Annotated in this window: 19 protein-coding genes and 1 pseudogene; 14 read left to right on the forward strand and 6 right to left on the reverse strand. The window is 61.1% G+C overall.

Translation table 11 applies throughout. The features are described from left to right. Positions 1-207: 207 nt before the first annotated feature. The 5 genes from ACFE70_RS06330 (at position 208) to ACFE70_RS06350 (ending at position 5,629) form a co-directional block, all read left to right on the forward strand. Entirely contained in the window at positions 208-1,548 is a 1,341-nt protein-coding gene (locus ACFE70_RS06330) for a TolC family protein (RefSeq protein WP_375416882.1), read from the forward strand. Between the two features lie 123 nt (positions 1,549-1,671). Then, the gene (locus ACFE70_RS06335; RefSeq protein WP_375416883.1) at positions 1,672-2,787 is read left to right on the forward strand and encodes an HlyD family secretion protein; all 1,116 of its coding nucleotides are present in this window, start codon (positions 1,672-1,674) and stop codon (positions 2,785-2,787) included. 162 nt (positions 2,788-2,949) lie between these two features. Continuing rightward, a complete protein-coding gene (locus ACFE70_RS06340; RefSeq protein WP_375416884.1) occupies positions 2,950-4,518 on the forward strand; it encodes a DHA2 family efflux MFS transporter permease subunit in 1,569 nt (522 codons plus the stop codon). A gap of 84 nt (positions 4,519-4,602) precedes the next feature. Then, positions 4,603-5,196 (forward strand): GNAT family N-acetyltransferase, encoded by a 594-nt coding sequence (locus ACFE70_RS06345; protein ID WP_375416885.1) that lies wholly within the window; start codon positions 4,603-4,605, stop codon positions 5,194-5,196. Continuing rightward, the gene (locus tag ACFE70_RS06350) at positions 5,183-5,629 is read left to right on the forward strand and encodes a diacylglycerol kinase family protein (protein WP_375416886.1); all 447 of its coding nucleotides are present in this window, start codon (positions 5,183-5,185) and stop codon (positions 5,627-5,629) included. The genes ACFE70_RS06345 and ACFE70_RS06350 overlap by 14 nt, the downstream gene beginning before the upstream one ends. A gap of 193 nt (positions 5,630-5,822) precedes the next feature. Here ACFE70_RS06350 and ACFE70_RS06355 read toward each other — a convergent pair whose 3' ends face one another. Further along, positions 5,823-6,830 carry an SDR family oxidoreductase gene (locus tag ACFE70_RS06355; protein WP_375416887.1) on the reverse strand — a complete coding sequence of 336 codons (1,008 nt, stop codon included), beginning with the start codon at positions 6,828-6,830 and terminating at the stop codon, positions 5,823-5,825. Between the two features lie 532 nt (positions 6,831-7,362). Between ACFE70_RS06355 and ACFE70_RS06360 the strand changes: the two genes are divergently transcribed. After that, positions 7,363-7,821 carry a DUF6970 domain-containing protein gene (locus ACFE70_RS06360; RefSeq protein ID WP_375416888.1) on the forward strand — a complete coding sequence of 153 codons (459 nt, stop codon included), beginning with the start codon at positions 7,363-7,365 and terminating at the stop codon, positions 7,819-7,821. Between the two features lie 106 nt (positions 7,822-7,927). After that, entirely contained in the window at positions 7,928-8,419 is a 492-nt protein-coding gene (locus ACFE70_RS06365; RefSeq protein WP_375416889.1) for a DinB family protein, read from the forward strand. 84 nt (positions 8,420-8,503) lie between these two features. Here ACFE70_RS06365 and ACFE70_RS06370 read toward each other — a convergent pair whose 3' ends face one another. Beyond that, entirely contained in the window at positions 8,504-9,340 is an 837-nt protein-coding gene (locus ACFE70_RS06370) for a DUF4382 domain-containing protein (RefSeq protein ID WP_375416890.1), read from the reverse strand. A gap of 207 nt (positions 9,341-9,547) precedes the next feature. Beyond that, positions 9,548-12,619 carry an AsmA-like C-terminal region-containing protein gene (locus ACFE70_RS06375; RefSeq protein WP_375416891.1) on the reverse strand — a complete coding sequence of 1,024 codons (3,072 nt, stop codon included), beginning with the start codon at positions 12,617-12,619 and terminating at the stop codon, positions 9,548-9,550. A gap of 273 nt (positions 12,620-12,892) precedes the next feature. Between ACFE70_RS06375 and ACFE70_RS06380 the strand changes: the two genes are divergently transcribed. Then, a complete protein-coding gene (locus ACFE70_RS06380) occupies positions 12,893-13,936 on the forward strand; it encodes a PorP/SprF family type IX secretion system membrane protein (RefSeq protein ID WP_375416892.1) in 1,044 nt (347 codons plus the stop codon). 80 nt (positions 13,937-14,016) lie between these two features. Then, entirely contained in the window at positions 14,017-15,273 is a 1,257-nt protein-coding gene (locus ACFE70_RS06385) for an SUMF1/EgtB/PvdO family nonheme iron enzyme (RefSeq protein WP_375416893.1), read from the forward strand. A 194-nt stretch (positions 15,274-15,467) separates the two neighbouring features. On the opposite strand, the gene ACFE70_RS06390 is transcribed toward ACFE70_RS06385, so the two are convergent. Next, on the reverse strand, positions 15,468-16,169 hold the full coding sequence (locus tag ACFE70_RS06390) for a ComF family protein (protein WP_375416894.1): 702 nt from the start codon (positions 16,167-16,169) through the stop codon (positions 15,468-15,470). Positions 16,170-16,390: 221 nt separating this feature from the next. On the opposite strand from ACFE70_RS06390, the pseudogene ACFE70_RS06395 reads away from it, so the two are divergent. The 3 genes and pseudogenes from ACFE70_RS06395 to ACFE70_RS06405 all read left to right on the forward strand — a co-directional run. Next, a pseudogene (locus ACFE70_RS06395) lies at positions 16,391-16,729 on the forward strand (carboxymuconolactone decarboxylase family protein); the annotation flags it as partial. A gap of 131 nt (positions 16,730-16,860) precedes the next feature. Next, positions 16,861-17,247 (forward strand): hypothetical protein, encoded by a 387-nt coding sequence (locus tag ACFE70_RS06400; protein ID WP_375416895.1) that lies wholly within the window; start codon positions 16,861-16,863, stop codon positions 17,245-17,247. A gap of 153 nt (positions 17,248-17,400) precedes the next feature. Next, on the forward strand, positions 17,401-18,180 hold the full coding sequence (locus ACFE70_RS06405) for an exodeoxyribonuclease III (protein WP_375416896.1): 780 nt from the start codon (positions 17,401-17,403) through the stop codon (positions 18,178-18,180). A 1,198-nt stretch (positions 18,181-19,378) separates the two neighbouring features. Here the strand turns inward: ACFE70_RS06405 and ACFE70_RS06410 are convergent. Further along, entirely contained in the window at positions 19,379-19,696 is a 318-nt protein-coding gene (locus tag ACFE70_RS06410) for a type II toxin-antitoxin system PemK/MazF family toxin (RefSeq protein ID WP_375416897.1), read from the reverse strand. Between the two features lie 11 nt (positions 19,697-19,707). Next, positions 19,708-19,959 (reverse strand): hypothetical protein, encoded by a 252-nt coding sequence (locus ACFE70_RS06415; RefSeq protein ID WP_375416898.1) that lies wholly within the window; start codon positions 19,957-19,959, stop codon positions 19,708-19,710. Between the two features lie 117 nt (positions 19,960-20,076). Between ACFE70_RS06415 and ACFE70_RS06420 the strand changes: the two genes are divergently transcribed. Together ACFE70_RS06420 and ACFE70_RS06425 are read left to right on the forward strand one after the other, a co-directional pair. Further along, entirely contained in the window at positions 20,077-20,550 is a 474-nt protein-coding gene (locus ACFE70_RS06420; RefSeq protein ID WP_375416899.1) for a hypothetical protein, read from the forward strand. 572 nt (positions 20,551-21,122) lie between these two features. Continuing rightward, entirely contained in the window at positions 21,123-24,629 is a 3,507-nt protein-coding gene (locus ACFE70_RS06425; RefSeq protein ID WP_375416900.1) for a DUF4175 family protein, read from the forward strand. Positions 24,630-24,874: the final 245 nt, after the last annotated feature.

Below are 24,874 nucleotides of genomic sequence, written 5' to 3' on the forward strand. Positions count from 1 at the left end.
GCTTGATTCCTTTTCCGGGCCGGGCAAATGAACAAAGTGGGTGGGATTATCGTCATGCTGCGGCATTAGTCGTAATAGCGAAGTTGTACCACAGTGCGCTGGCTTTCTTTTTCACCTCGCCATCCCTACCCCCCTGCCAGCCGGGTGACTTATCTGGATGGCCTATCTGCCGGGCATCGGCGCCCCAGCTGCTTATCTCTCCTTCCTATGCTCTTGTGTTTTAAAACTGCTGCACCCTGGCTGCTGGGGGCCGGGCTGCTGATGGCCGCGCCCGCCTGGGCCCAGACGCCAGCCATCAGCGATTCGCTCGACCTCGACGGCACGCTGCGCTCGGTGCTCGATGCGAATCCGGCCGTCACTTCCCTCGAAGAGCAGGTGAACGCCGCCGCCGGTCGCCTGGCCCAGACGCGCACCGGCCTGCTGCCGCAGGTGACGGGCACCGCAACCTACACTTACCTCAACCCCGTGGCGCGGGCGGCTTTTCCGGCCGGGCCGGGCGGCGAGATTCGGGAGTTACAGTTCGTGCCGCATAACAACTACGACGCCCACATTACGGCCCAGTACCTGCTGCTGGACTTCGGCCGCAACGCCGCCACGCTGAGCCTGAGCGAGGCCCAGCGCCAGACGGCCCAGGACAACGTGACGGTGGCCCGGCGCGATTTGGCCTTCACGGCCGCGCAGACCTACTACAACATTCTGTTTATGCGCGAGAGCATCCGGGTGCAGGACGAGCAGGTGGCCTCGCTGCAAGTTCACCGCCGCGAGATGGAAAAGCGCGTGCAGGGCGGCGTAAGCACCCGCTTCGACGTGACGACGACCGACGTGCGCATCACGCAGGCCCAAAACACCAAACTGGATTTGGAAAACCAGCTGCGCAACCAGCAGGTGCAATTAGCACGGCTGCTGCACAAGCCCCAGCAAACGGAAGTGCCCGTGCGGGGCCGCCTCGGCTACCAGCTTCAGGCCGTGGACCTGAGCGCCGAGCTGGCCAAAGCTCTCGAAAACCGCCCCGAAGTGAAGCTGGCCCGCGACGCCGAGCGCACGGCCGATTTGCAGCTCAGGCTGGTGGAGAAAAGCAACCTGCCCTCGCTGGGCACCGGCGCGCAGGTGGGCGGCAAAAACGGCTTCCAGCCCGATATCAATCAGTTCCGGGCCAACTTCACGGGCGTGGTGCAGCTGTCGGTGCCGATATACGATGGCCACAAAAACCGCAACCAGCGCGTAGAGGCGCTGGCCAACATCCGCGGCCAGCAGGCCCGCACCCAGGACGCGCAGGAGCAAATCCGCGCCGACGTGCGGCAGGCCGTCAACAACCTCACCTACGGCCAGGCCCGCTTCGATAATGCCACCCAGCAAATTGCGCAGGCCACCGACGCGCTGACCCGCGCCCGTGCCCGCTACCGCTACGATGTGGGCACCAATCTCGATGTGCTCGACGCCGAAACCAGTCTGGCCCAGGCGCGGCTGGCGCGGGCGCAAGCCATGTATAACTACACGCTGGGTCAGTTTCAGCTGCGCCGCGCCACGGGCGAGCAGATTTGGCAGTAGGGTGCGGGGCTTGCCCCCGCCGCTTGGTTAGTAATCAAACGACCCGAATGGCGGGCGGGGGCAAGCCCCGCACCCTACAGGATCCTGCGCTACCCCCTATCACTCAACTACTCATCTCATCATATGGCAACCCAACAAACTGAGCTGAACACCGCGACGGTTTCGCCGCCGGCCGGCCCCGCCCCTACCCCCCCCCCCGCCGACGAGGTGCCCGCCAACCCGGCCCGCCGGCGCATCGTGCTCCTCGTTCTGGCCCTGGCCCTGCTCATCGGCGGCTACTATGGCTGGACGCGCTACCAGTACGCCGCTGCCCACGAAAGCACCGACGCCGCCCAGGTGGAAGGCGACGTGTACCCGATTATTCCGCGCATCAGCGCGCCGGTTCTGGCAGTGAGCGTCGATGACAATCAACTCGTTAAAAAAGGCGACGTACTCGTGACCCTCGACCCGGCCGACTATCAGCAGCGCGTGAACGCCGCCGAGGCCGCGCTGGCGCAGGCCAGGGCGCAGGTAATAGCCGCCCGCGCCGGCGTCGGCACGGCCCAGGCCGGCATCAGCACCGCCCAAAGCACCATCGGCGTGAGCGATGCCAACCGCGCCAAGCTCCAGAAAGACCTTCAGCGCAGCCAGTTTTTGCGCAAGGAGGATATCATTCCGCAGAGTGAGTTCGACGCCGTGCAAGCCAATTTGGAAGCCACTTCCGCCACCCGCACCACGGCCACCAACCAGGTGCGCGTGGCCCGGCAGCAAGTGACCGCCGCTCAGCAGCAGGTGGCCGTGGCGCAGGCCGTGGTGAAGCAGCGCCAGGCCGACCTCGATAACGCCCGGCTGCAAGCCAGCTACGCCACCATCACGGCCCCGGCCAACGGCATCGTGAGCAAAAAGAACGTGCAGCCCGGTCAGTCGGTCGGCCCTGGCCAGCAGCTGCTCGGCCTCGTGGGCTCGGAGCGCACCTGGATTACGGCCAACTTCAAGGAAACGCAGCTGGCCAACATGCGCGTGGGCCAGCCCGTCGCGGTCGAGGTGGACGCCTACCCCGACCTGAAATTCCAAGGTCACGTCGAGTCCTTGTCGGCCGCCACGGGCGCCCGCTTCGCGCTCCTGCCGCCCGATAATGCCAGCGGCAACTTCGTGAAAGTGGTGCAGCGCGTGCCGGTGAAAATTGCCTTGGACAAGCTCGACCCACAGCACCCGTTGCGCGCCGGCATGAGCGTTAAAGCGGAAGTGGCTATTAAGTAGCCGACTTTCCTACCCCCTCTTTGTCATGCTAAGCCTGCGGAGCATCTTACCACGCCTTAACGAGCACTAGCTTCTGATCACTGCGTCGTTCACATGTAGTAGGATGCTTCGCAGGCTCAGCATGACAGCCGGCTAACAACACGATTTTTTATAGAACAAGCAATGGAAACCGGCGCTAAAAAGTGGATTATTGTTATCACTGTAGTGCTCTGCACCTTGCTGGAATTGATTGACACCAGCATCGTGAACGTGGCCCTGACCCAGATGATGGGCAACCTTTCGGCCACGCTCTCGGAGGTGAGCTGGGTGATTGCCTCCTACGCCATCGCCAACGTTATTGTCGTGCCGATGACAGGCTTTCTGAGCGAGCAGTTCGGGCGGCGCAACTACTTCGGCTTCTCAGTGGTGCTCTTCACCCTGGCCTCGGTGATGTGTGGGCAGAGCACCAACATCTGGGAGCTGGTGGCGTTTCGCTTCGTGCAGGGCATCGGCGGCGGGGCGCTGATGGCCACCTCGCAGGCCATCCTGATTGACACGTTTCCACCCAAGCAACTGCCGCTGGGGCAAGCGTTGTTTGGTATGGGCATCATCATCGGCCCGACCATCGGCCCGACGCTCGGCGGCTACATCGTGGATAACTACGACTGGCCCTGGATTTTCTACGTCAACGTGCCGGTCGGGATTCTGGCCGTCATCTGCACGTTCAGCTTCATCGTGGACCCGGCCCGCTTCAAAAATCTGGTGCCGCGCGCACTGAGCGAATTTGACTGGGCGGGCATTGGGCTGCTCATTGCGGGAGTCGGCGCCTTGCAGCTGGTACTGGAGAAAGGCGAAACCGAGGACTGGTTTGAGTCGTCGTTCATCAACCTGTTCACCGCCATCTCCATTGTCGGCATCGTCGGCTTTATCTGGCGCGAGCTGACGGCCAAGAATCCCATCGTGGATTTGCGGGTGCTGGCGCGCAGCCGCAACCTGGCCGTGGGCGCGTTCCTGTCGTTTATCCTCGGCTTTGGGCTGTTCGCGTCGGTGTTCGTGTTCCCGATTTTCACCCAGCGCATCCTGGGCTTCACGGCCGCCCAAACCGGCTTCATCCTGTTGCCAGGAGCGCTGATGTCAGGCTTTATGATGCCAGTGCTGGGCCGGGCTTTGCAAGCGGGCGTGCCGCAGAAGTACATTCTGCCCTTTGGCTTCGCCATCTTCTTCATATTCACCTTCTGGATGAGTCAGAGAATCTCGCCCACGGCCGGCGAGGACGATTTTTTCTGGCCCCTGATGGTGCGCGGCATCGCGCTGGGACTGATTTTTCTGCCCATCACCACCATGTCCCTGGCCGGCTTGCAGGGCAAGGATGCGGGGCAGGCGGCGGGCCTGACCAGCATGATTCGGCAGCTCGGCGGCTCGTTCGGCGTGGCCATCGTCGGCACCTACATTGAGCGCAGCAACGCCCTCAACCGCGCCGCCCAGCTGCCCAACATCTCGCTTTACGACCCTGAAACCGGGCAGCGCCTGCAAGCCTTCACCCAGAACTTCCTGGCCAAAGGCTACCCCCTGGCCCTGGCCCAGCAGCAGGCCTACGCCGGCCTCGAAGGCCTGCTGCTCAAGCAAACTTCGCTCATCACCTATGCCCAAACCTTCACCATGCTGGGCATCTTTTTCCTGGGCTGCCTACCCCTCATTCTGCTGGTGAAGAAGGTCAAGCAGGTGGGCAAAGTGGAACTGGCCGCGCACTAGCAGTGAGATAGTGGGATGGGGCAATAGTGTCGTTGAACGACACTATTGCCCCATCCCACTATCTCACCGTTTCTTTGCGGGCCTATGGAGTTCACCACGCCCGTCGTTTTAGAAAACAGCCGCGCGCGGCTGCGGCCCCTCGAAGCCAGTGATTTTGAAGCGCTCAAATCCGTCGCCTTCGACCCGAATTTGTGGGAACACATCCTGACCCGCGGCGACGACGCCGTGAGCCTAGCCGCCTACCTGGCCGCCGCCCTGCAAGGCCGGCAGCAGCAGCAACGCTACCCTTTCGTTATCATCGACCGGCGCACCGGGCAGCTGGCCGGCAGCACGAGCTATTATAATATGGTGGCCGAAGACCAGCGCCTGAGCATCGGCTATACCTGGGTGGGAAGCGCGTTTCAGCGCACGGGCCTCAACCGGGCGGCCAAGCACCTGCTGCTGAGCTACGCCTTCGAGGAGTTGGGCTGCGAGCGGGTCGAGCTGGAAACCGATGCCCGCAACCATAAGTCGCAGCAGGCCATGCGCCGCATGGGCGCTACCGAAGAAGGCACCCTGCGCAGCCACCGCCCCACGCAGGGCGGCCGGCGGCGCGACACGGTTATCTTTAGTATCCTGCGGCCGGAGTGGACCGAGCTGGGCCGCACCGTTTTCGCCGAGTTCGATGCCCGTGGCTAATCCCCTACCCCCCCTCTCGCCGGCAACCCCGCCGGCCGGCGCCGACGGTGGCCCGCCGCCGCGCCGGCTGGGCGTTTTGCGCCGCCGGGCGGCTTCGTTTCAGTACGCCTGGCGCGGAGTGCTGGCCGCGCTGCGCTCCGAGCTGCATTTGCGCTTTCACGCCGGCGCTACGGTGCTGGTGGTGGGGCTGGGCTTTTACCTGGAGCTGAGCCACGTGGAGTGGGCCCTGGTGGCGCTGGCCATCGCTGGCGTCTGGAGCGCCGAGCTGTTCAACACCGCCATCGAAGCCCTGACCGACCTCGTCTCGCCCGCCTACCACCCGCTGGCCGGCAAGGCCAAAGACGTGGCCGCCGCCGGTGTGCTGCTGGCTGCGGCCGGCGCGGCCGTAGTGGGGCTGATTGTGTTCGGCGAACGGGTAGTGGGGTTATTTTAGCAGCGGTGCTTGGGCAATCTACCGTGCCCTACCCCCTCAAACAGCAAAAGATAAAGCAAGCGTAAGCCCAACCCCAAACAACTCAGTTTATGAAGTCGCTTGGGGTTGGGCTTACTCGTGCCTTCTTATAGCTAGCAAAGGCAGCTGGTCGGTAAAGGCGGCGCTACCTAACCAGCTCAGCACCTGCCTTATCTTACGGTATTCCCTTCCCGCCCGCTGCGCCATACACTTGGCCCGTGGCGTAGCTGGCGTCGCTGGCGGCCAGTTGCACGTAGATAGACGCTAATTCCACCGGCTGACCGGGCCGGGCCATTGGGGTGTCGCCGCCAAATTTCTTCAGTTTTTCCTGGGTGGCGCCGCCGCTTACTTGCAACGGCGTCCAGATGGGGCCCGGCGCCACGCCATTCACCCGAATGCCCTTCGGGGCGAGCTGTTTGGCCAGCGAGCGGACGAAGTTGCTGGTTGCCGCCTTGGTCTGGGCGTAGTCGTATAGGTCCTCGGAAGGGTCAGTAGCTTGTTCCGACGTGGTACCGATGATGGCCGAGCCGGGCGGCAGGTGTGGCAGCGCCGCCTTGATAATCCAGAAGGGCGCGTAGATGTTGGTCTTCATCGTCCAGTCAAACTGCTCGGTGGAGATATCGAGAATAGACTTGTGCGTTTGCTGGCGCGCCGCGTTGCTGACCACAATATCGAGCCCGCCCAGCTGGCGCACGGCCTCAGCCACCAGCCGCTGGCAAAAGGCCTCGTCGCGCAGGTCGCCCGGAATGGCAATGGCCTTGCGGCCTTCCTTCTTAATGAGGGCAATAACTTCCTTGGCATCGGCCTCCTCGGCCGGCAGGTAGTTGATGGCCACGTCGGCGCCTTCCCGCGCGTAGGCAATGGCCGCGGCGCGGCCCATGCCCGAGTCGCCCCCGGTAATCAGGGCTTTGCGGCCCGCCAGCCGGCCCGAGCCTTTGTAGCTGGTTTCGCCGTGGTCGGGGCGCGGGTCCATCTGACTAGCCAGGCCTGGCCAGGGCTGCGACTGGCTTTTAAATGGCGGCCGGGGGTACTTGGTGGTCGGGTCCTGTAGGGGTGCGGGCGCCGATTCTACTGAGGTGGGGGCGCCCTGAGCCGAGAGCACCGGCCCCACGGCCGCGGCAGCCAGGCTCGCGCCCAAACCGTTGATTATCTGGCGCCGACTGATTTTATTTTCTTCGTTCATGGTAGTGCAGTGGTTGGTTGACGGGTTAGTGAAGCGTTTCTCGTGCTATTGATTCCGGACTGCGTCCCTGGCGGCGCCAAGGCTCGCGCAGTGTCCGACTTGGAAGTTGCCGGCCACCACAAAGGCTATAGTGGCTCTTGGTTTCTTTGCTTTAGCTCTAGTCCCGCCAAGATGCTGGCTGGCCTTACTTATCAGCTCATCACGTAGCTAACAGCAAAGCGTACATCAGTTCAACGGTAAGCAGCGGGCGGGCGTTATAGTCGAGTTGAGAGCGGCGGCCGCTTTGCCCGATGTCAATCCGAGCAGTTGACGTTGCTAGACCCTGCCCAGCCTCGTTCACTTTGCCCGCCGCCAGGGGGGTAGTGAAATTAGCCCAGACGTACCCAGAAAACTGCCTTGAGCCGAGCGCCAGAACCTAAAACCCGCAATCAAAGCGCGGCGATGCGCCGGCACGGTATTCCAATCAGCCACCAACCTGCCCGGCAGCCGCGCGTAAGCATCTGCCACCTCTGTCTCTTAGCTTCCTACCCCCGTGCGTTCTTCCCATCTTCTGCTGGCTTCACTGTTGGCGGCCGGCGCGTGCAGCCAGCCCCTGGCCGTGAATACGCCCACCACGCCGCCCGACAGCCCCAACGTGGCCGGCAACTCGACGCCCGCCCCGACCAGCGCCAACACCGTGGACCCCGTGCCCGCCCGCGTGGCCGAATCAGACACGACGGCCCGCCCCGGCTGGCTGCAGCGCCGCATTCAGGGCGTGCTGGCTGAGCGCAAGCGCAACCCGATTACGCGCATTCTCAGCTATCAGTACCAGGGCCAGACGGTGTATTACCAGTCGGCGCCCTGCTGCGACCAGCCTTCTTACGTGTTCGACACCCGCGGCCGGGTGCTCTGCCAGCCCGACGGCGGCCTCACGGGCAAAGGCGACGGCAAATGCCCGAACTTTGACAAAAACAAAACCGACGAAAAGCTCGTCTGGCAGGACCCACGGTGAAAAGGCTATGAGTTATAAATTAGGAGTTATGAGCTGACTAATTATGATGCTCAAAATTCACAACCATTAATTCATAGCTCCTAATTTATAACTCATAACTCCCAAAATGGTAAATACCATCGAAAAGCTCGGTGCTTTCAATGTGTGGGCCAACGAAACGCTGCTGGCCCGCCTCGACGAGAGCGCCACAGCTGGCCGCGAGCTGCCCGCCAACGCCCTGCGCCTGTTCAGCCACGTACTCAATGCCCAGGCCATCTGGATTGCCCGCCTCGGTGGCACCCCAAGCCCCGTGAAGGTGTGGCAGGAGCATGATTTGGCCGGCCTGCACCACTGGCATGAGCAAACTTCCGGACGCCTGCGCGATATCATGGCCACGGCCGACGACACCGAGCTGCACCGCCGCATTCAGTACACCAACACCCTCGGCGATGCCTACGACAGCGGCGTGTCCGACGTGCTAACCCACGCCGTGGTGCACGCCAGCTATCACCGCGGGCAGGTCGCTACTCGCTTGCGCGAGGCCGGCATCGAGCCCGTTAATACCGACTTCATCACCTATTGTCGCCAGCTTGATGCGGCGGCCGTGCCCAGTTTGTAGCACCCCGGCGGCGGCGTTGCCTTATCACAAAAAAGCCTCTCCCAGCGTTGGGAGAGGCTTTTTGTATAGTCAAGCGGCCAATGCTTACTGCACGCTCACCTGCGGCAGGTCGGTAATCTGGTCGTTGGCGACCACGACACCGGTGCGGGCTTCGAAGTGGTAGGCGGCCTGGCCGGCGGGGGCCATCGTGCTCGGGAAAAACTCGACCCGGTAGGTGCCGTTGGGCAACCCACTCAGCTGGTAAGCGCCAGCCGCATCGGCCGACGTGCTCACCGTGTCGGGCCCGGTGACGGACGAGCGAATGGCCAGCACCTGCGGGCGCGCCGCCACGGGCACCACCGTGCCGCGCAGGCCGCCGCGCAAGTCCTGGGCCACCACCCGGATAACCGGCTTGAGCAGGTAGCGCTCTTTTTTGTCGTTGCCGGGCTTCCAGTTGCCGCGCTCCACGATGGACTTGGCCACGTCGAAGTCGAGCAGCAGCTGGAACGTCTCGCGCTGGCGCAGCGTGGCTTTGGCCAGCTTCACGCCCGAGCTTTGGCCGCTGGGCGTCTTCAGCTCGTAGCGCTGGCCGTCGCGGTTGGTGATGTAGCTGTCGGGACCCAGAATCAGGCGGATTTCCTTCAGATCACCGGCGGCGAAGTCCTCGCTCACCAGCAGCGCCGATTTACCATTCACGTAGTCGAGCACATTGATGGCCTGGGGCGTGAAGCCCAGCGTTTTCCAGCCATCAGCGTCTTTTTCTTCTTTCAAGTGCACCTCAATTTGGCGCACATCCAGCACCACGCTCTGAAAGTCGCCCGGTGCGTCGGTCAGCCGCACTTCCAGCTTCGAGCTAGTGCTGTCACTTTCTTTTTCTTTCGAGCAGCCAGCCAGCGCCAGGGCAGCAGCGGCAGTCAGGGGTAGTAAACGAGTAATCTTCATAAAAATGGGACGGGGCGGAGGAAAAGTTGAAATATAAAATGGCCTGACAACTCACAGGTTGTCAGGCCATTGTCTTGTCAAATATAGGACCACTCCAACAAGCAGCCACTCGCTCATGCGCGGGCGAGTAGCGCGGACTTTGTAGTCCGCGACCCGAACAGCCGCCCCTACCCCCTGACTCGCGGACTACAAAGTCCGCGCTACTCCCTACCCGCCCGCCTTCGCTGTATCGGCCGGCGCTGGCGCTTCGGCGGGTTCGGGCGCAGGAGGGGGGGTAGGGGCTTTTGGCTTGGGCTTGCCGAAGAGCCGGTCCAGGCCGGCGTTGATGCCCTGCCCAACTTTCTGCCGGGCCTTGGCTTCGGCTTCGAGGCGTCGTCGTTCCAGCTCCAGGCGCAGGCGCTCTTCAGTTTCCTGCTGCGTGGCGGCGGCGCTCTGCTGCGTGCTGTCGTTTCTGGCCTTGTTTTTCGTGGCCAAATCCAGCAGCGTATTCGTGAGCTTCGTTTTTACCACATTAGTTACCAAGGTCTTGGCCTGGTCTTTCACGCTGCCGCTGGTCAGCTTCACGCTGGGGCTGGTCACGCTGCCCCCGATGTTGAGACCCAGCGTGACGCGCTCGGCGCCCTGAATGTCGCGCACGCCGGTCAGCCGCGTGAGCTGGCCGGTGAGGGCCGAGCCGAGGCGGCCCGTCGGCACGTTCAGGGCCGTGACGTAGGCCAGCGCGCCGGCCACCGAGTTGGAGCCGCCGATGGTCATCTTCACGTCGCCAATGGTCAGGTCAAAGGGCTTGACAATAAAGTTGCCGTTCACCAGCTCGGTGCTGATGGCCTTGTTCACGACCACCAAATCTTTCAGTTCGGGCAGCGTCGTCAGCGCGGAAATCTTGCCCAGCACCTCCGATTTCAGCACTGCCGCCTTCACGATATCAAACACGCCGCGCCCGGTGAGGGAGTTCAGGTTGGGCCGCATGTCGGGCAGCATCTCGCCGCTCACGTTGAACGAGGTGTTGAAAACGCCCTCCACCCGCCCTGCCAGCGGCACCAGCGCCTTGATGGTGTTGAAGGCCTGGAAGGCGTTCTGAAAATTCAAGTCATCAATCTTCAAGCCCAGGCTGAATTTCGGGTGCGCCAAATCCTTGCTCGAATAGCTGCCCGTGGTCGTGAAGCTGCCGCCCAACGTGTTGAAGGCCAGGTTTTGCAGTGTGGCGGTCTGGTCGCGTACTACCACGGCGCCCCTGGCATTGGTCAGGTTTAGATTGTCGTAAATGACCTGGCCCACGGTGCTGTTCAGGGTCAGGTCGAAGAACTTGGGTACTTCGAGCACGCCGGTCGCTTTGGAGGGGGTAGGGCGGGCCTGACCGCTTACCTCGTCCACCATCCACTCGTTGAGGTTGAAGCGGTTGGCATTCACGTTCAGGTTGCCGCGCAGCGGCTGGCCGGGCGTGAAAAGGTAGCCCAGGTAGTTGCTGACGGTGCCATTGGCCGTGAAATCCGACGAGCCGGCCGTGCCTTGCAGGCTCTGCACGGCAATCTGATTGTTGTTGAACGTGGCGGTGCCACGGCTGATGCGCACGCCCTGCGGCAGGTCTTTCGATTTGTAGGTCACGTTGTTAGCCGTCACGGTGCCGCTGGCGCGCACGTTCTGGTAGCGGCCGGCCTCCACGTCGGCCATGTTGCCGGCGGCGGCCACGTTGCCGCTCACCCGCCCGGTCACGGTCATGCCTTCCAGCGGGAAAATCTTCGTGATTTTAGTCAGGTCTATCGTGCCGCGCACATCCGTGTCGAAGACCGGCGCGTTCAGGTTCTGGGCCGTAAGGCGGCCTTGCAGCGGCTCGCCGTCGAGCGTCATGGCAAACTGCGGCAAGTCTACCCGCGTGTCGTTTACCTGCCCGGTGCGGTTGACGACGGTGCCGCTCAGGTTCACGTTTTCCAGCGGCGCCGGAAATTTGGCCGATTTCACGTAGCCGTTGGTGAGGCGGATGGCCGCGTTCACGACCGGCATCTGCGTTTTGGAATAGGTGCCGTTGGCCGTCGCATCCACGAAAAACTGCCCGCGCATCGCCAAATCCGGCACTGGATACACCTTCAGCGCTTCAGCCAGATTCACGTTGGCTTTCACCTGGCCGTTCACTTTCATCGGCTCCAGCCCGTCGATAGTCACGCTGCCGTCCACCGGGTTAGGGCCCAGGTCAAGGTGAAACCGCTCGACGTTGACTTTCACGTTGTTGGTGAAGCCCGAGGGGTTGTCGACCCGCATTTTCACGTTGATGTTGCGCGCCGCCTGCGGCAAATCCGGGTACTTGAATTCGCCGTTGTTCACCATCAGATTAACACCGTAGCCCGGCATTCGCAGCGCGTTTTGCGTGCCCTTGTAGTAGCCATCGAACGCCACCTTGCCGCTGGTTTGAATATTCTTGAACCGCTCGGTAAACACGCCCGGCACCAGGCTCAGGATGTTCTTGAAATCGGTTTCCAGCGCCTTGAACGTCAAATCATAGGTAATGTCCTTCTCATTGGGCAGCCCGATGGCACCCGCGAAGCTGAACGGAAAGTCGTTGAGCCTGATTTGGTTATTCTTGAACGTATACAGATTCCGGTTCAAATCCATAGCCATTGTCACGTCGGCGGTCAGGCGCTTGTCGCTTACATAAGCCACGCCGCCGTAAGTCATGCTCAGGCTGTCAGCCGTGGTTTGGGAGGTCATATCAAACACGTTGCGGGCGAAGTCGCCCCGGCCGCTGTGCTGCACGCCGCGCGCCCGCATCAGGAAAGGCATTCCCAGGTCTTCGTAGCGCAGGTGGCCATCGGTCACGTTCCAGCCGCGGATGGCCAGCTGCACCTGGCTCGTGTCCTGCCCCTTGGCGGCAGCCGTCGAATCCGAAACCACGATGTCCCAGTTCGAGCGCCCGCTTTTCAGCACTTTTAGTTGAATGTCGGGCCGGTCGAGGGCGATGCTGTTCACGTCCACCGCGCCACCGCGCACCACGCTCATCACGTCGAGCCCCACGCGCACGGCCGGCAGGTAGGCCAGCGTGTCGCGCCGAAACGAGTCCTGCCCGATAATGCGCAGCTCGCGCAAACTCACCGTTAATTCCGGGAACGAGCGCAGCAGGCTTACGTCAATGCTATTCGGGTCATACTGCACCTGCGCGCGCAGGCGCTGAGCTATCTGGCGGTCGGCCAGGGCCCGCAACTTGTCTTTAAACAGGAAGGGCGCCGCCACGGCCGCCGCCATCAGCACGACCACGACCGCTAAAAGGCCCAGCAGAATCTTACGCATCATAAGTCGGAAATTTGCGTGGAAGGGTCAAAGTTAGAACGGACCGGTAGGTACCGGGAGGGGGGTAGGGAATGCAGGAGTAGGGGAACAAGAAACATCATGCTGAGCAACGCGAAGCATCTTGCCAGGGGAAGTAATCTAATCATTCCGCCTTCTGATTAGTGACGGGCAAGATGCTTCGCGTTGCTCAGCATGATGTTTCTTGTTCCCCTACTCCTGCATTCCCTACCCCCCTCCGCGCACCAAAACGCGGCCCGCTCCCGTTATTGCTCGCCCATGCTTTCAAATTTGTTTCCAAAGGCCGCTCTGCTGCTGAGCACGCTGCTGCCGCTGAGCCCAGCCGGCGCGCGGGCGCAGGATGTGTACTTTTCCCAGCCTGGCGCTACGCGTCTGCACACCAATCCAGCCTTTGCCGGCCTGCTCGACGACTACAGCGTAACGCTGGCTTTCCGCAACCAGTTTCCGACCCTGGCCGGCTCGTTCACCACCACGCAGCTGGCCGGCGACCTGCGCCTGCCCACCCGCGGCCTGCACCACGCCCTGGGCCTGGTGCTCACCCAAGACCGGGCCGGGGAAATCGGCTACACCCGGCTGGAAATCAGCGCCCTGTACGCCTACCATCGCCGGCTCACTTCGGCCCTGGCCCTGAGCGGCGGCCTGGGGTTGAGCTACGGCCGCCAGCGCGTGGGCTACGACAACCTCGTTTTTGGCGACCAACTCAGCGCCGATGGCACCACCACCGGCCCATCGGCTGAGCCGCTGAGCTTCGTGCCCGTCAATTATTTTTCGGTTAATCCGGGCATCGTGCTCTACACCGGACAGGCCTGGCTGAGCGTGGCCGCCCATCACCTCAACCGGCCCAGCCTGGGCTTTCGCACTCAGAGCGAGTTGCCCCCCCGCTTCAGCGTCAGCGGCGGCTACAAGCTGTTTTTGCGGCGGCCCAGCCCCGGCCCGCGCAGCCCGTCCGTGACGGAAATAAGTGTCACGCCCACGGCCAGCTACACCCGGCAGGGTGGCTCTTCGCGCAGCGAGATGGGCGCCTACGCCACCGTGGCGCCGCTCACAATTGGCGCGGGCTACCGCAATATTGGTGCGGGCAGTGGCGTTGAGCGCCAGCAGGTGCTGACCTTCACGGTGGGGGTAGGCGTGGGCGCATTTCGGCTCGGCTATTGCTACGATGCGGGGCTGACTGCGCTGAGCGCTGACCTCGGCGGCGCACACGAACTAACCTTGAATCTGTTTAGTTTCGACCAATTGGACAGCGCCTACCGCCGGTTGCGGCGGCGCGCTTATCCGGTCGCTCCTTTTCCGGCCTACTGATTTATTACCGAAATTTTGTATTATTGCGTCTTCATTACCTAATCTAACCCCCGTAGCCTTCAGCGAAATTTCACTCTGCTATGAACTTTTATAAATGTGTGCGCCTGGCCCTGCTGGGCACTGTTGCCCTGGCAAGTTGTAATAAAGGACCCCGGACGGCGGCTAATCCCGGTAAGTATAGTTCCACTACTAATCTGGAATATAACACCGAGAAAGGCATGACGGTCGCCTCGTACAAAGGCACCCCCAATGGCCCCGGACTGGTATTTATCGAAGGTGGCCGTACCGTTTTGGGATCGCAGGAAGAGGACGTGACCAACATGCACGACAACCTGGAGCGCACGGTCACGATTGCCTCGTTTTACATGGACGAAGCGGAAGTGGCCAACATTCACTGGCTCGAATACCTGCACTTCATCCGCACCGACTCGACCGAGGAATTCTACAAGGCGGCTTTGCCCGACACCACGGTGTGGGCCCGCGACTTGTCGTTCAACGACCCTTACGTTGACTATTACCTGCGCTATCCCGGCTTCCGCTACTTCCCGGTTGTGGGCGTGAGCTGGCTGCAAGCTGATGACTATTGCACTTGGCGCACTTCAGTTGTGAATGCCAGCTTAGCGAACGGCAGCGATAATGGTGGCAGTAAAAAGGGTGGTGGCTTGTTTGGCCGCAAGAAAAAAGCTGATGCCGCCGCTGAAGGTGGCAACGCGGGCGTGGGCGACAGCAAAAACCGCGTTGCCATCGAGAATGGCAACGTGCTGCCCAACTACCGCCTGCCTACCGAGGCCGAATGGGAATACGCCGCGCAGGCCCTCGTCGGTGCCCAGGAAGTAGGCAACGAAAACCAGGAAGTAAAGCGCATCTACCCCTGGGACGGCAACTCGACCCGCAATGCCTACGGCCGCAAGATGGGTCAGTTCCTGGCCAACTTTAAACGGGGCCGCGGCGACTACGCCGGCATTGCCGGCAGCCTGAACGACGGCGCTATGATTACTGAGCAGGTGTACGCCTACCCCCCCAACGACTACGGCCTCTACAACATGGCCGGCAACGTGAATGAGTGGGTGCAGGACGTGTACCGCCCGCTCTCCTTCCAGGACGTGGAAGACCTCAACCCCTTCCGCCGCAACGGCGTGCAGGACCCCGCCGACAAGTACGACAAGAAAGGTTACCAGAGCCTGATTGACGACCACGTGCGCGTGTTCAAGGGTGGCTCGTGGCGCGACGTAGCATACTACCTCTCGCCCGGCACCCGCCGCTTCATGGCCGAAGACTCGGCTACGGCCACCATCGGTTTCCGCTGCGCGATGATTAACGCCGGCTCGAACAAGTAATATCTGGACCACGGATTTTCGGATTAATCGGATTTTAGGGACGACTTTATCCTCGGATTAAATAATTAAGAAAGGCCACTCATTTGAGTGGCCTTTTTGCTTTCCAGGGGGGTAGGGATTTGGAGCCGGCAGAGCAGAATCGTCCCCAAGACCCGATTAATCCGAAAAATTTGCCTGAATCCGTGGTCCAGATATTATTTATCGGCGCAGGCAATAGTGGCAATGCTTACTTCTGCTGCGCCGGCTGCCAGCAGCGCCAAGCCGCAGGCTTCGAGGGTGGCGCCAGTTGTGAGCACGTCATCGACCAGCAGCACCCGGTGGCCGCTTATTTGAGTTGGCTCGGCCGTTTCAAATACCGTAGCCACGTTCTGCCAGCGCTGAGCACGACTCTTTCGGGTTTGGGAAGCGGTGTGCTCGGTACGGCGCAGGGCATCGGCGCGGTGAGGCAGCGCGAGGCCGGTACCAAGACCTTCGGCGAAAGCAGCGGCCTGGTTGTAGCCGCGGCGCGCCAGCTTGCGGCGGTGCAGCGGCACGGGCACGATAACATCAAACTGCCGGGTGAAGCCGCTGCCGGCCAGCTCGGCGCCGTATAGCTCGCCCAGCGCCACGCCTACTTCCTGCTGCCCCTGATACTTAAGCTGGTGCAAGAGCTGCTGCACCCGCCCGTGCTGCACGAAGCGCAGGTAGCTCAGCGCGTACTGCACGGGCAGCTTGCCCCAGAAGCGCCGGCCCAGCGGGCTGTCGGCGGGCGGCAGCAGGTGAAAATCCGTGTAGGGCAGCTCGGCCCGGCAGCCGGTGCACAAGTGCCGCTCGCCGCGCCGCAAACTCTGCCCGCAGGCCAGGCACACGCTGGGAAACAGCAGGCTCAGGAAGTCGGGGAGCAGGTCGCGCAGCATTGTTGAGATAATAAAGCGATGCGCTGGTGAGCCTGGTAGGCAAGGCCTCCAGGCAGTTCAGTCAGCCAAGGGGGGTAGGGAATGCGGCAAGGTAGCGCCCGGCGCCGGAAGGCGCGTGCTTAACTTCGGGGTTCGGGAGAAATGCCGGGCCGGAGCTTTTTTACCGCGCTATAATTTCCCCTGAGTTGTTAATTGCTCACTATTAATTGCTAACTAAAATAATGTCCCTCGTAACCGAATTTAACGACTACCGCCAGCGGATGAACGAGCAGATTCTCGCCGCCGACAACAAAGTCATCAAGCGCTTTTTTAATCTCGACACCAACACCTACCAGGCCGGCGCCCTGGATGTGAAAATCAAGGAAATGCTCGGCCTGGCCTGCTCGATGGTCTTGCGCTGCGACGACTGCATCAAGTATCACTTGGGCAAGTGCCAGGAGGAGGGCCTTAATGACGAGGAAATCTACGAGGTCTTCGCCATCGCCAACCTCATCGGCGGCAGCATCGTCATCCCGCACTTCCGCCGCGCCGTCGAGTATTGGGAGGCACTGAAGCTGGAGCCCGGCTACACGGCACCACCTGCCGCCGGAATTCCTACCCCCCGCCAGGCTGCTGACGCGGCTCAGCAGCGCCACGAGCAGGCCGCTCACGGCATCGCCTCGTCGGCCACCTCCACCGAAACGACCGGCGCATGAGCGACCAGGAAATCCCTACCCCCCCCGACGGCGCCAACGAGAGCGAAGCCGACTTCGAGGCCCGCTGGGAAACGCTGATGGCTGAAATGGAAACGCGTTTCAGCCGCCGCCCCGACCTCAACGCGCTGCTGCTGCTCATCGGCGTGCAGGAGCTGGGCCAGGGCGTGGCCACATTCACCAAAGAGCAGAAGCAGGATTTGATGCACATCGCGACCTGCAAGCTCTTCAGCCTCAGCGGCCACTACGAGCTGGAAAGCGTGGACGCCGACGGCTGGCCCCATTACAAGCTGCTGCGTCCGGTGCCGTTCGCGTTTCTGAAAGAGCAGGAGCGAATGCTGAAATGGCACATCCTGGAGTATTTCGACGCCGCCGACGCGGAGTGAGATGGCAGAAGCATAATAGTAAGAACGTCATGCAGCGCGCAGCGAAGCATCTCGCGGGGGTAGTAATCTAATCGTTGTTAATTATTGACTACTGCCACGAGCGAGATGCTTCGCTGCGCTCTGCATGACGTTCTAGTAGCCTTATCTAACCCCGTGAAAATCGTCTCTTACAACCTCAACGGCCTACGCTCGGCCCTAAGCAAGGGCTTGCTCGACTGGCTGGCCGAGGCCCGACCCGACATTTTCTGCGTGCAGGAAATCAAGGCCGGCACCGCCCCGCTTGATGTATCAGGCTTTGAGCAGCTGGGCTACCACTGCTACCTGCACCCGGCCCGCAAGCCCGGCTACAGCGGCGTCGCCACGTTCACCAAAACCCTACCCCGGCGCGTGGCCGAAGGCTGCGGCAAACCGCTCTACGACGATGAAGGCCGGGTGCTGCGACTCGACTTCGACGGCTTCTCGGTGCTGAACACCTACATGCCCTCCGGCACGAGCGGGCCGGAGCGGCAGGCCTTCAAGGTGCAGTGGCTGCACTTCTTCCGGCGCTACGTGGCCCAGCTCCGGGCCCAGCCCGGCCAGGCGCCGCTCATCATCGTCGGCGACTTCAACTGCTGCCAGACGCCCCTGGACCTACACAATCCCAAAGCCAACCAAAAGAGCCCCGGCTACACCCCCGAGGAGCGGCAGTGGTTCCGCGACCTGCTCGCCGACGGCTACTTCGACTCGTTCCGGCACCACGTGGGCACCGAAGCCGCCGGCCACTACTCCTGGTGGAGCTACCGCGCCGGCTCGCGCCGCCGCAACGTGGGCTGGCGCCTCGACCACGTGCTGGTCGATGAGCAGTTGCGCAAACGGGTGCAGGCGGCCGGGCTGTTGCCGGACGTGGTGCATTCCGACCACTGCCCGGCCTGGGTGGAGTTGATAGGAAGTTGACCGAATCGGATTGTGATTTACAGCCCCTACCCCCTACCGGCGCGGATGCCCGCAGCCCGACGGTGTAGCGGGCGCTAAGGCCACGAGTAGTAAGTGTCAGTATTGAAACAGCTCCTGTAGCCAATAACAGACGGCTTGGGCGTAGTGTATGACACTACGTCCAAGCGGCGCGCCAAGGGAGTTTTGTCCATCGACCAGATATGGTGAGGCGCGGCCTGCCCTTCCTTACCTTGTACACATGCTTGGCTATGTCGATTTCATACTCTATAAATCAGCACTTTAATACCAATAATGAGATTTTATCGAACCCTATCCGAAAGACGGTGGGTGCTTAAAGCACCGTTTGAATGAACGTCAATACAGCTCATAGTCAGTATCTTCACCCTTTCACCTTTTCCCTGGTTATGAAACCCGACCCCCTTTTCCTACTTGGCATGACGCTAGTGGCCCTATGCGGTCCTGCTGCCGCCCAAACAACGCCAACTCCTGCACCTAACACCCCCCTGGGGAAAGGAGTCTCTCATCCAAAAAGGGCCGCCGCTCCACCGCGCACGGCGTCGGTGTGGGCCGTGAAAATAGACACCGTTGCCTTTCGTCGCGGACGCCCCGTTGACGCCATCCTAATCCGCGCCCGGGATATCCCCCGGTCTGTCCCATTGAAAAACTAAAGGAGGAGGTCGTTCGAGCATCCGCTCCTTTCGCTAAACGTCAGGAATTAGCCCGGCACCTAGTGGTCAACCGGCAGTTGTAGTGCCGGAGGAGTTTAAGAAACTCGTTTACCATTCACCGTCTACGAAAGGGCCTAAGGTGACGAGTTTTGTAAACGCCAAAGCCAATACTTTTCATGGGGGGACACAAACAGAGTTTTGGATGTAGCAGCAAGGTATTGATCCTCCCTTTCGTCTTAGTTATGTCCTTCAACATAACAAGAGTTATACTTAGCTTATCCACCGGCCTCTTCCCTACCCCCCGGAAACTTTTTACTGCCCGGCTTCCCTTGCCAGCCGCTGGCAGCTACGGTAATGGACGCTTCATCTTCGGACCGGGAGCAGACGGCGCGGTAAGCCGCCACGTCCCGCCCCACCCCCTACCCCCCTCCCAGCGCGGACGCCCCCCCTGCCGACGCGGACGCCTCACCCCGCGCCGGTTCCTGGCGAAAGTAGCGGGCGTGGCGGTTATGGGCGCAAGTCGCAAGCTTTTAGTATTGAAACAACTCCTGTAGCCGGTCACAAACGGCTTGCGCCGTGGCGTCGGGCAATACGCCCAGGCGACGCACCAGGCGGGTTTTATCAACCGAGCGGATATGGTCGAGCGCGACCTGCCCTTCCTTGCCTTGGAAGGGGCAATCTACCCGTGGGGGGTAGGCGCGCCGGGTGCTGGTCAGGGCCGCAATCGTGACCGTGCGCAGGTAGCGGTTCATCTCGTCGGGCGGGAGCACCACGCAGGGGCGGGTCTTGTTGATTTCGCTGCCCTGGGTCGGGTCGAGGTTGAGGAGCCACACCTCGACGCGCTGCACCGCTACCACTGCTACTCCGTTTCCTCAAAAGCGTCGTCGGTAAAGCCTTCCAGTAGCTCGCCTTCCGGGGCTGGATCCTGGGCCAAGGCCTGTTGAAACTGCGCGTCCCAGCCCTGGCGGCGGGGCTTTGCCACGAGCTTGATGAGCAGGCCCTCGGGCGTGGGCAGCAGGTCCACCTCGCCGGTGAGTTGATACTGTTGCAGGAGCTTCTTGGGCAGCACTATCCCCTGGGAATTGCCGACCCGAATCAGGCGCGTGGTCATAGAAGCGAATGTACGTACAATGTAAGTACATTTGGCTGCATTACTGCTGCTATAGATGCAGTTGGAAACCTCTCCTATATTTGGCCATCTTTTACGCTTATAAACCCATAAAATAGCATGGAGCCAGAATATGACCGTTACCCCGACCAAGAGGTAGTTTGGAGAGACATACGCTTCGCGCCTGCCCGCTTCGAGGTCTGGATGAGTGGTCAGAAGATCAAGTCGGGCAGAGCGTCTAGCATAATAACCATAACCTTAGAAGAGAATGGTCTAGGTTATCAGGGTTTAGGTCAAGTAGAAGTTCGCCATAATGAGGCGGCGCTTCTCAATCTGTTAAGCGATGAGAATATGTTTGACATGTATGGCGCACAAGGAAATAGGATAGTGTTGGCAACTGTGCCTACTCAAACTAACGCGAGGAGTATTGACATGACTGCTATGCAAATGCGCTGGCCCCACTCAAGATACAACTATGATTTCAAGAGTGATGAGCCATATGCTTGTAGCTTATTCATGTTAAATCAGCGAATATCTAAGCTGGCTTTTCACTTAGACAATCCAGAAAAACTAGTAGAGTTTTATGTTATGTAGCCTGTACATGTAATTACTACGGTGAGGTAGTAGTTGAGCAAAATGTTTAGCCATTTGACCAACCACAAAAAAGCCCGATCTAATAGGTCGGGCTTTTTTGTGGTTGGTCAACGTTGTACTAAAGACCTTATCAACTCAATGGCTTCAACCAAAGAAGCTGTTGTAAAACGTTTCTCAGCAAACTCCCACAAGTAGGCAGCCGCGGCGAAGAATTGAAAAATGGAACCGATGGTCCACTGAGGCTTGGATGGCTCCGAAGAGCCGCGTTTAAAGGGTGACATTACTGCGTTGGGCGCGGTTAACTTCCACACATCAGCATCGTCATAGTCATAGTCATAGTCATTGTTTATTACTCAGCGTTTGGCGATTCCAAAAGCTGTTTCTTTCATCGTCCATAGCGGAGCGACCCAGCCGGCCGCCGTAGTACCGGCTGGATGACTATAAAGATGCACAAAAAAACCGAGATTTCAACGTCATCACATGAGGTAACAAAATTTGACGCCGTGAATAACTTCCTACCCCTCCCCTACCCCCCCGGAAACTTTTTACCGGCTGGCTTAACTTGCTAGCCTATGGCAGTAATCGAGATGCAAGGCCCCTCGGCCCTGGCGCGGGTGCGGGGCGAGCTGGAAGCGTTTAAGCGCAAGTTTTACCTGAACCTGCTGGTGCGCGGCGGGCTCGTGGCGGGCGGATTGCTGCTGAGCTTGTTCGTGGTGCTCAACCTGCTGGAGTATTTCCTCTACCTGCCGACCTGGGTGCGGGGCGGGCTCCTGTTCGGCTTTATCGGGCTGAGCGTGTATGCGTTCGGGCGCTGGATATGGCAACCACTGGCCGCGCTCACCAACCTGCGGCGGCTGCTGAGCGACGAGCAGGCCGCCCGGCAGGTCGGGCAGCTCTTTCCCGAGGTGCAAGACCGGCTGCTCAACGCCTTGCAGCTGCAAGGGCAGGCCCGCGACAACGCCCTGATTGCGGCGAGCCTGGAGCAGCGGGCGGCGCAGCTGAGCGGGTTTTCGTTTGCCGAGGGCATCAGCATCAAGCAGCAGAGCCGGCCGCTGTGGAAGTACGCGGCCGTGCCGCTGCTGGCCGTGCTGGGCATCGCGGTGGTGTATCCGGCCTTGCTGGTGCAGGGCACGGGGCGCATCCTGCACTACCGGCAGGCGTTTGCGCCGCCCGCGCCGTTTGAGTTTGAGTTGAAAAACAAGACCTTGACGGCGTTTCGGGGCGAGGACTTCACCTTGGACGTGGGGGTAAGCGGGCAGGCCCTACCGGCGGCGGTGAAGATTCGCTACGGCGGCGCCGAGCGGACTTTGCGCAAGGCCGGCGGGCGGGCCGACCAGTTTCAATACACCTTCGAGCAGCCGCAAGGGCCGGTGCGGTTTCAACTCGAAGGCGCCGGGTTTTCGTCGCCCGAATACCAGCTCACGGTGCTGGAACGGCCTAATCTGCGTGATTTTCAGGTGCGGGTTTCCTACCCCCCCTACACCGGCCGACCTGCCGAAACCATCCCCAACGGCGGCAACCTGACCGTGCCGGAAGGCAGCACCGTGCGCTGGGAGTTTGCCACGGCCGCCACCGATGAGCTGGCGCTGGTGTTCGAGAACCCCGCCGAAACCCTGCCCGCCCGCGCCGACGACGGGCAGTTCGTGGCCGAGCGCCGGGTGCTACGCTCGCAGCCTTACCAACTGCGCCTGCGCAATGCCAACAGCCTCAATAAAGACCCCATTGCCTACCAGCTCACGGCCGTGCCCGACCTGGCGCCGAGCCTGACACTGGAAGCCTTCCCTGACACGACCAGCCTGCGCTACCTCGGCCTGGGCGGCACCGTCCGCGACGACTACGGCCTGACGCGGCTGGAACTGCGTTACTCGCTGCGCCGCGACGGCCAGAATCCTACTGCGAAGCCCAGCGCCCAAAGCGCCAAACCGCTTTCCCTACCCCGTGAAAGCGCGGGCACCTACAGCTACACCTGGGACTTGAAGTCGCTGAACCTGCGGCCCGGCGACCGACTCGAATACTACGTCGAGGCCTGGGACAACGACGGCGTGCACGGCCCAAAGAGCACCCGCACCCGGCCGGCGGAATTCCGTCTGCCCAGCGCCCGCGAGCTGACCCAGCAGCTGAAAGCCGAAGCCTCATCGGTCGCCAGCCAGATGAGCCAGGCGGCCAAGCAGAGCAAGGCGATGGAGCGCGAGCTGGCCAAGGCCCAGGACAAGCTCAAAACCAAGCGCGACCTCAGCTTCCAGGACCGCAAGCAGCTCCAGGACATGCTCGACCAGAAGCAGCAGCTCGACCAGCAGATGCAGAATATGCAGAAGCTCTTCGACCAACTCAACCAGAAGCAGGACCAACTGAACCCCAAAAGTGAGGAACTGGCGAAAAAGGCCGAGGAGCTGAAAAAGCTCATGAACGACCTGCTCGACCCCGAAACCAAGAAGCTCTACGACAAGCTGCAGAAGCTGCTCAACGAGCAGAAAACGCCCGACGCCGAGATGCAAAAGCTGTTGCAGCAGCTTGAAAACAAGGAAGACACGCTGCAAAAAGAGCTGGACCGCGCCCTGGAGATGTTCAAGCAAATGCAGTTTGAGCAGAAGCTGGAGGAGACGACCGACAAGCTCGACAAGCTGGCCGAGGAAGAACAGAAGCTGGCCGAGCAAACCGAGAAAAACGACCGCCAGAACCCCGACAACAAGCTCTCGAAAGAAGAGCAAAAAGCCGCGCAGGAGCAGCTCAAGCAAGACCAGGCCAACAAGCAGCAGGATTTTGAGGACTTGAAAAAGGACCTCGAAGACCTCAAGAAAATGGATAAGGAGCTGGGCGACCAGAACGGCGCCGACGAGCAGAAGCCCGAGCAGCAGGATGTGGACCAGGACATGCAGGAAAGCCAGCAGGAGCTGGGCAAAAACCAAAATCAAAAGGCCGCCGCCAACCAGAAATCTGCGGCCCAGAAGATGAAGAAGATGGCGCAGAAGATGCGCGAGCAGCAGAGCGAGGACGAGGACGAGCAGGCCCAGCAGAACATCGACGACCTACGCAACATCCTCGACAACCTGGTGACGCTCAGCTTCGACCAGGAGAAGCTGATGAAGGATTTCCGCGCCGTCGACCAGACTGACCCGCGCTTCGTGCAGCTCGGCCAGACCCAGCGCAAGCTGCGTGATGACGCCCAAATCATCCAGGACAGCCTGTATGCGCTGGCGAAAAAGGAGCCCAAAATTCAGAGCTTCGTGACCCGCGAAGTAGGCGAGATGAACGGCCGCATGGACGAGTCATTGAACCACATCCGCCAGCGCGACGTGGCGCGGGCTACAGCAACTGAACAGCAGGCCATGACCAGTATGAACAACCTGGCCCTAATGCTCTCCGATGCGCTGGGCCAGATGCAGCAAGAGCAGCAGGACGGCAAAAGCCAGCCCAAATCGGGCGGCGGCAAGCCGGGCAAGGGCAAGAAAAAGGGCAAAGGCCAGGGCAGCAGCCCCGGTCCCGGCAAGCTCGGCCAGATGCAAAAGCAGCTCAACGAGCAGATTCAGCAGCTCTCGAAATCGGGCAAAACCGGCCGCGCCATGTCGCAGGAGCTGGCCAAGCTGGCCGGCCAGCAGCAGATGCTGCGCCAGGCCATGCAGCAAATGGACCGGATGCAGCCCGGTGGCGGCCAACCCGGGGGCAAGCCGGGCCCTGACGGCAAAGAGGGGGGTAGGGATGGCAAGGACGGCAAGGAAGGTGGCCAGAACGGCAAAGACGGCAAGGGCGAGCAAGGCGGTGGCGGCTCCGGCGACGTGAAGAAGCTCATGGAACAAACCGAAACCGACCTCGTAAACAAGCGCCTGACCGAGGAGACGATTATGCGCCAGCAGCAGATTCTGACCCGCCTGCTGGAAGTGGAGAAGTCGGCGCGCGAGCGCGACCAGGACACCAAGCGCGAGGCGCAGACGGCCCAGAACAAGCCGCCGATGTTTCCGCCCGCGTTCGACAAATACAAGGCTTCTAAGAACCGGCAGACCGAGCTTTTGCGTACAACCCCACCGACCTTAACTCCTTATTATCAGCGCGAAGTGGGCGAGTATTTCCAGAAATTGAAATAGCACCCTGCTGCCTGTCATGTTGACGAAGGAAGCATCTTATCCCCGCAGAACGGCGCGGTAACTAACCGTTCTGGCTTCGTTTCGCGGCGAGAGGATGCTTCGCAGGCGGACGCCAGATGAGCATGACCGACGGGCGGGTACGACGCATGTCGATAGATAAATAGCCGAACGTCTTTACTTTCCGTTCGTAAGCTGAGCCTTACTTCACAAGTCCTTAATTTCGCTGCTCACAACCGCTGCTGCCC

Origin of the sequence: uncultured Hymenobacter sp. (assembly GCF_964243305.1) — a bacterium.
Taxonomy (GTDB): Bacteria; Bacteroidota; Bacteroidia; order Cytophagales; family Hymenobacteraceae; genus Hymenobacter.

What these genes read in the sequence shown, in the direction of transcription:
- ACFE70_RS06330 (WP_375416882.1), top strand. Translation starts at nt 208, where the DNA reads ATGCTCTTGTGTTTTAAAACTGCTGCACCCTGGCTGCTGGGGGCCGGG.
- ACFE70_RS06335 (WP_375416883.1), top strand. Translation starts at nt 1,672, where the DNA reads ATGGCAACCCAACAAACTGAGCTGAACACCGCGACGGTTTCGCCGCCG.
- ACFE70_RS06340 (WP_375416884.1), top strand. Translation starts at nt 2,950, where the DNA reads ATGGAAACCGGCGCTAAAAAGTGGATTATTGTTATCACTGTAGTGCTC.
- ACFE70_RS06345 (WP_375416885.1), top strand. Translation starts at nt 4,603, where the DNA reads ATGGAGTTCACCACGCCCGTCGTTTTAGAAAACAGCCGCGCGCGGCTG.
- ACFE70_RS06350 (WP_375416886.1), top strand. Translation starts at nt 5,183, where the DNA reads ATGCCCGTGGCTAATCCCCTACCCCCCCTCTCGCCGGCAACCCCGCCG.
- ACFE70_RS06355 (WP_375416887.1), bottom strand. Translation starts at nt 6,830, where the DNA reads ATGAACGAAGAAAATAAAATCAGTCGGCGCCAGATAATCAACGGTTTG.
- ACFE70_RS06365 (WP_375416889.1), top strand. Translation starts at nt 7,928, where the DNA reads ATGGTAAATACCATCGAAAAGCTCGGTGCTTTCAATGTGTGGGCCAAC.
- ACFE70_RS06370 (WP_375416890.1), bottom strand. Translation starts at nt 9,340, where the DNA reads ATGAAGATTACTCGTTTACTACCCCTGACTGCCGCTGCTGCCCTGGCG.
- ACFE70_RS06375 (WP_375416891.1), bottom strand. Translation starts at nt 12,619, where the DNA reads ATGATGCGTAAGATTCTGCTGGGCCTTTTAGCGGTCGTGGTCGTGCTG.
- ACFE70_RS06380 (WP_375416892.1), top strand. Translation starts at nt 12,893, where the DNA reads ATGCTTTCAAATTTGTTTCCAAAGGCCGCTCTGCTGCTGAGCACGCTG.
- ACFE70_RS06385 (WP_375416893.1), top strand. Translation starts at nt 14,017, where the DNA reads ATGAACTTTTATAAATGTGTGCGCCTGGCCCTGCTGGGCACTGTTGCC.
- ACFE70_RS06390 (WP_375416894.1), bottom strand. Translation starts at nt 16,169, where the DNA reads ATGCTGCGCGACCTGCTCCCCGACTTCCTGAGCCTGCTGTTTCCCAGC.
- ACFE70_RS06400 (WP_375416895.1), top strand. Translation starts at nt 16,861, where the DNA reads ATGAGCGACCAGGAAATCCCTACCCCCCCCGACGGCGCCAACGAGAGC.
- ACFE70_RS06415 (WP_375416898.1), bottom strand. Translation starts at nt 19,959, where the DNA reads ATGACCACGCGCCTGATTCGGGTCGGCAATTCCCAGGGGATAGTGCTG.
- ACFE70_RS06420 (WP_375416899.1), top strand. Translation starts at nt 20,077, where the DNA reads ATGGAGCCAGAATATGACCGTTACCCCGACCAAGAGGTAGTTTGGAGA.
- ACFE70_RS06425 (WP_375416900.1), top strand. Translation starts at nt 21,123, where the DNA reads ATGGCAGTAATCGAGATGCAAGGCCCCTCGGCCCTGGCGCGGGTGCGG.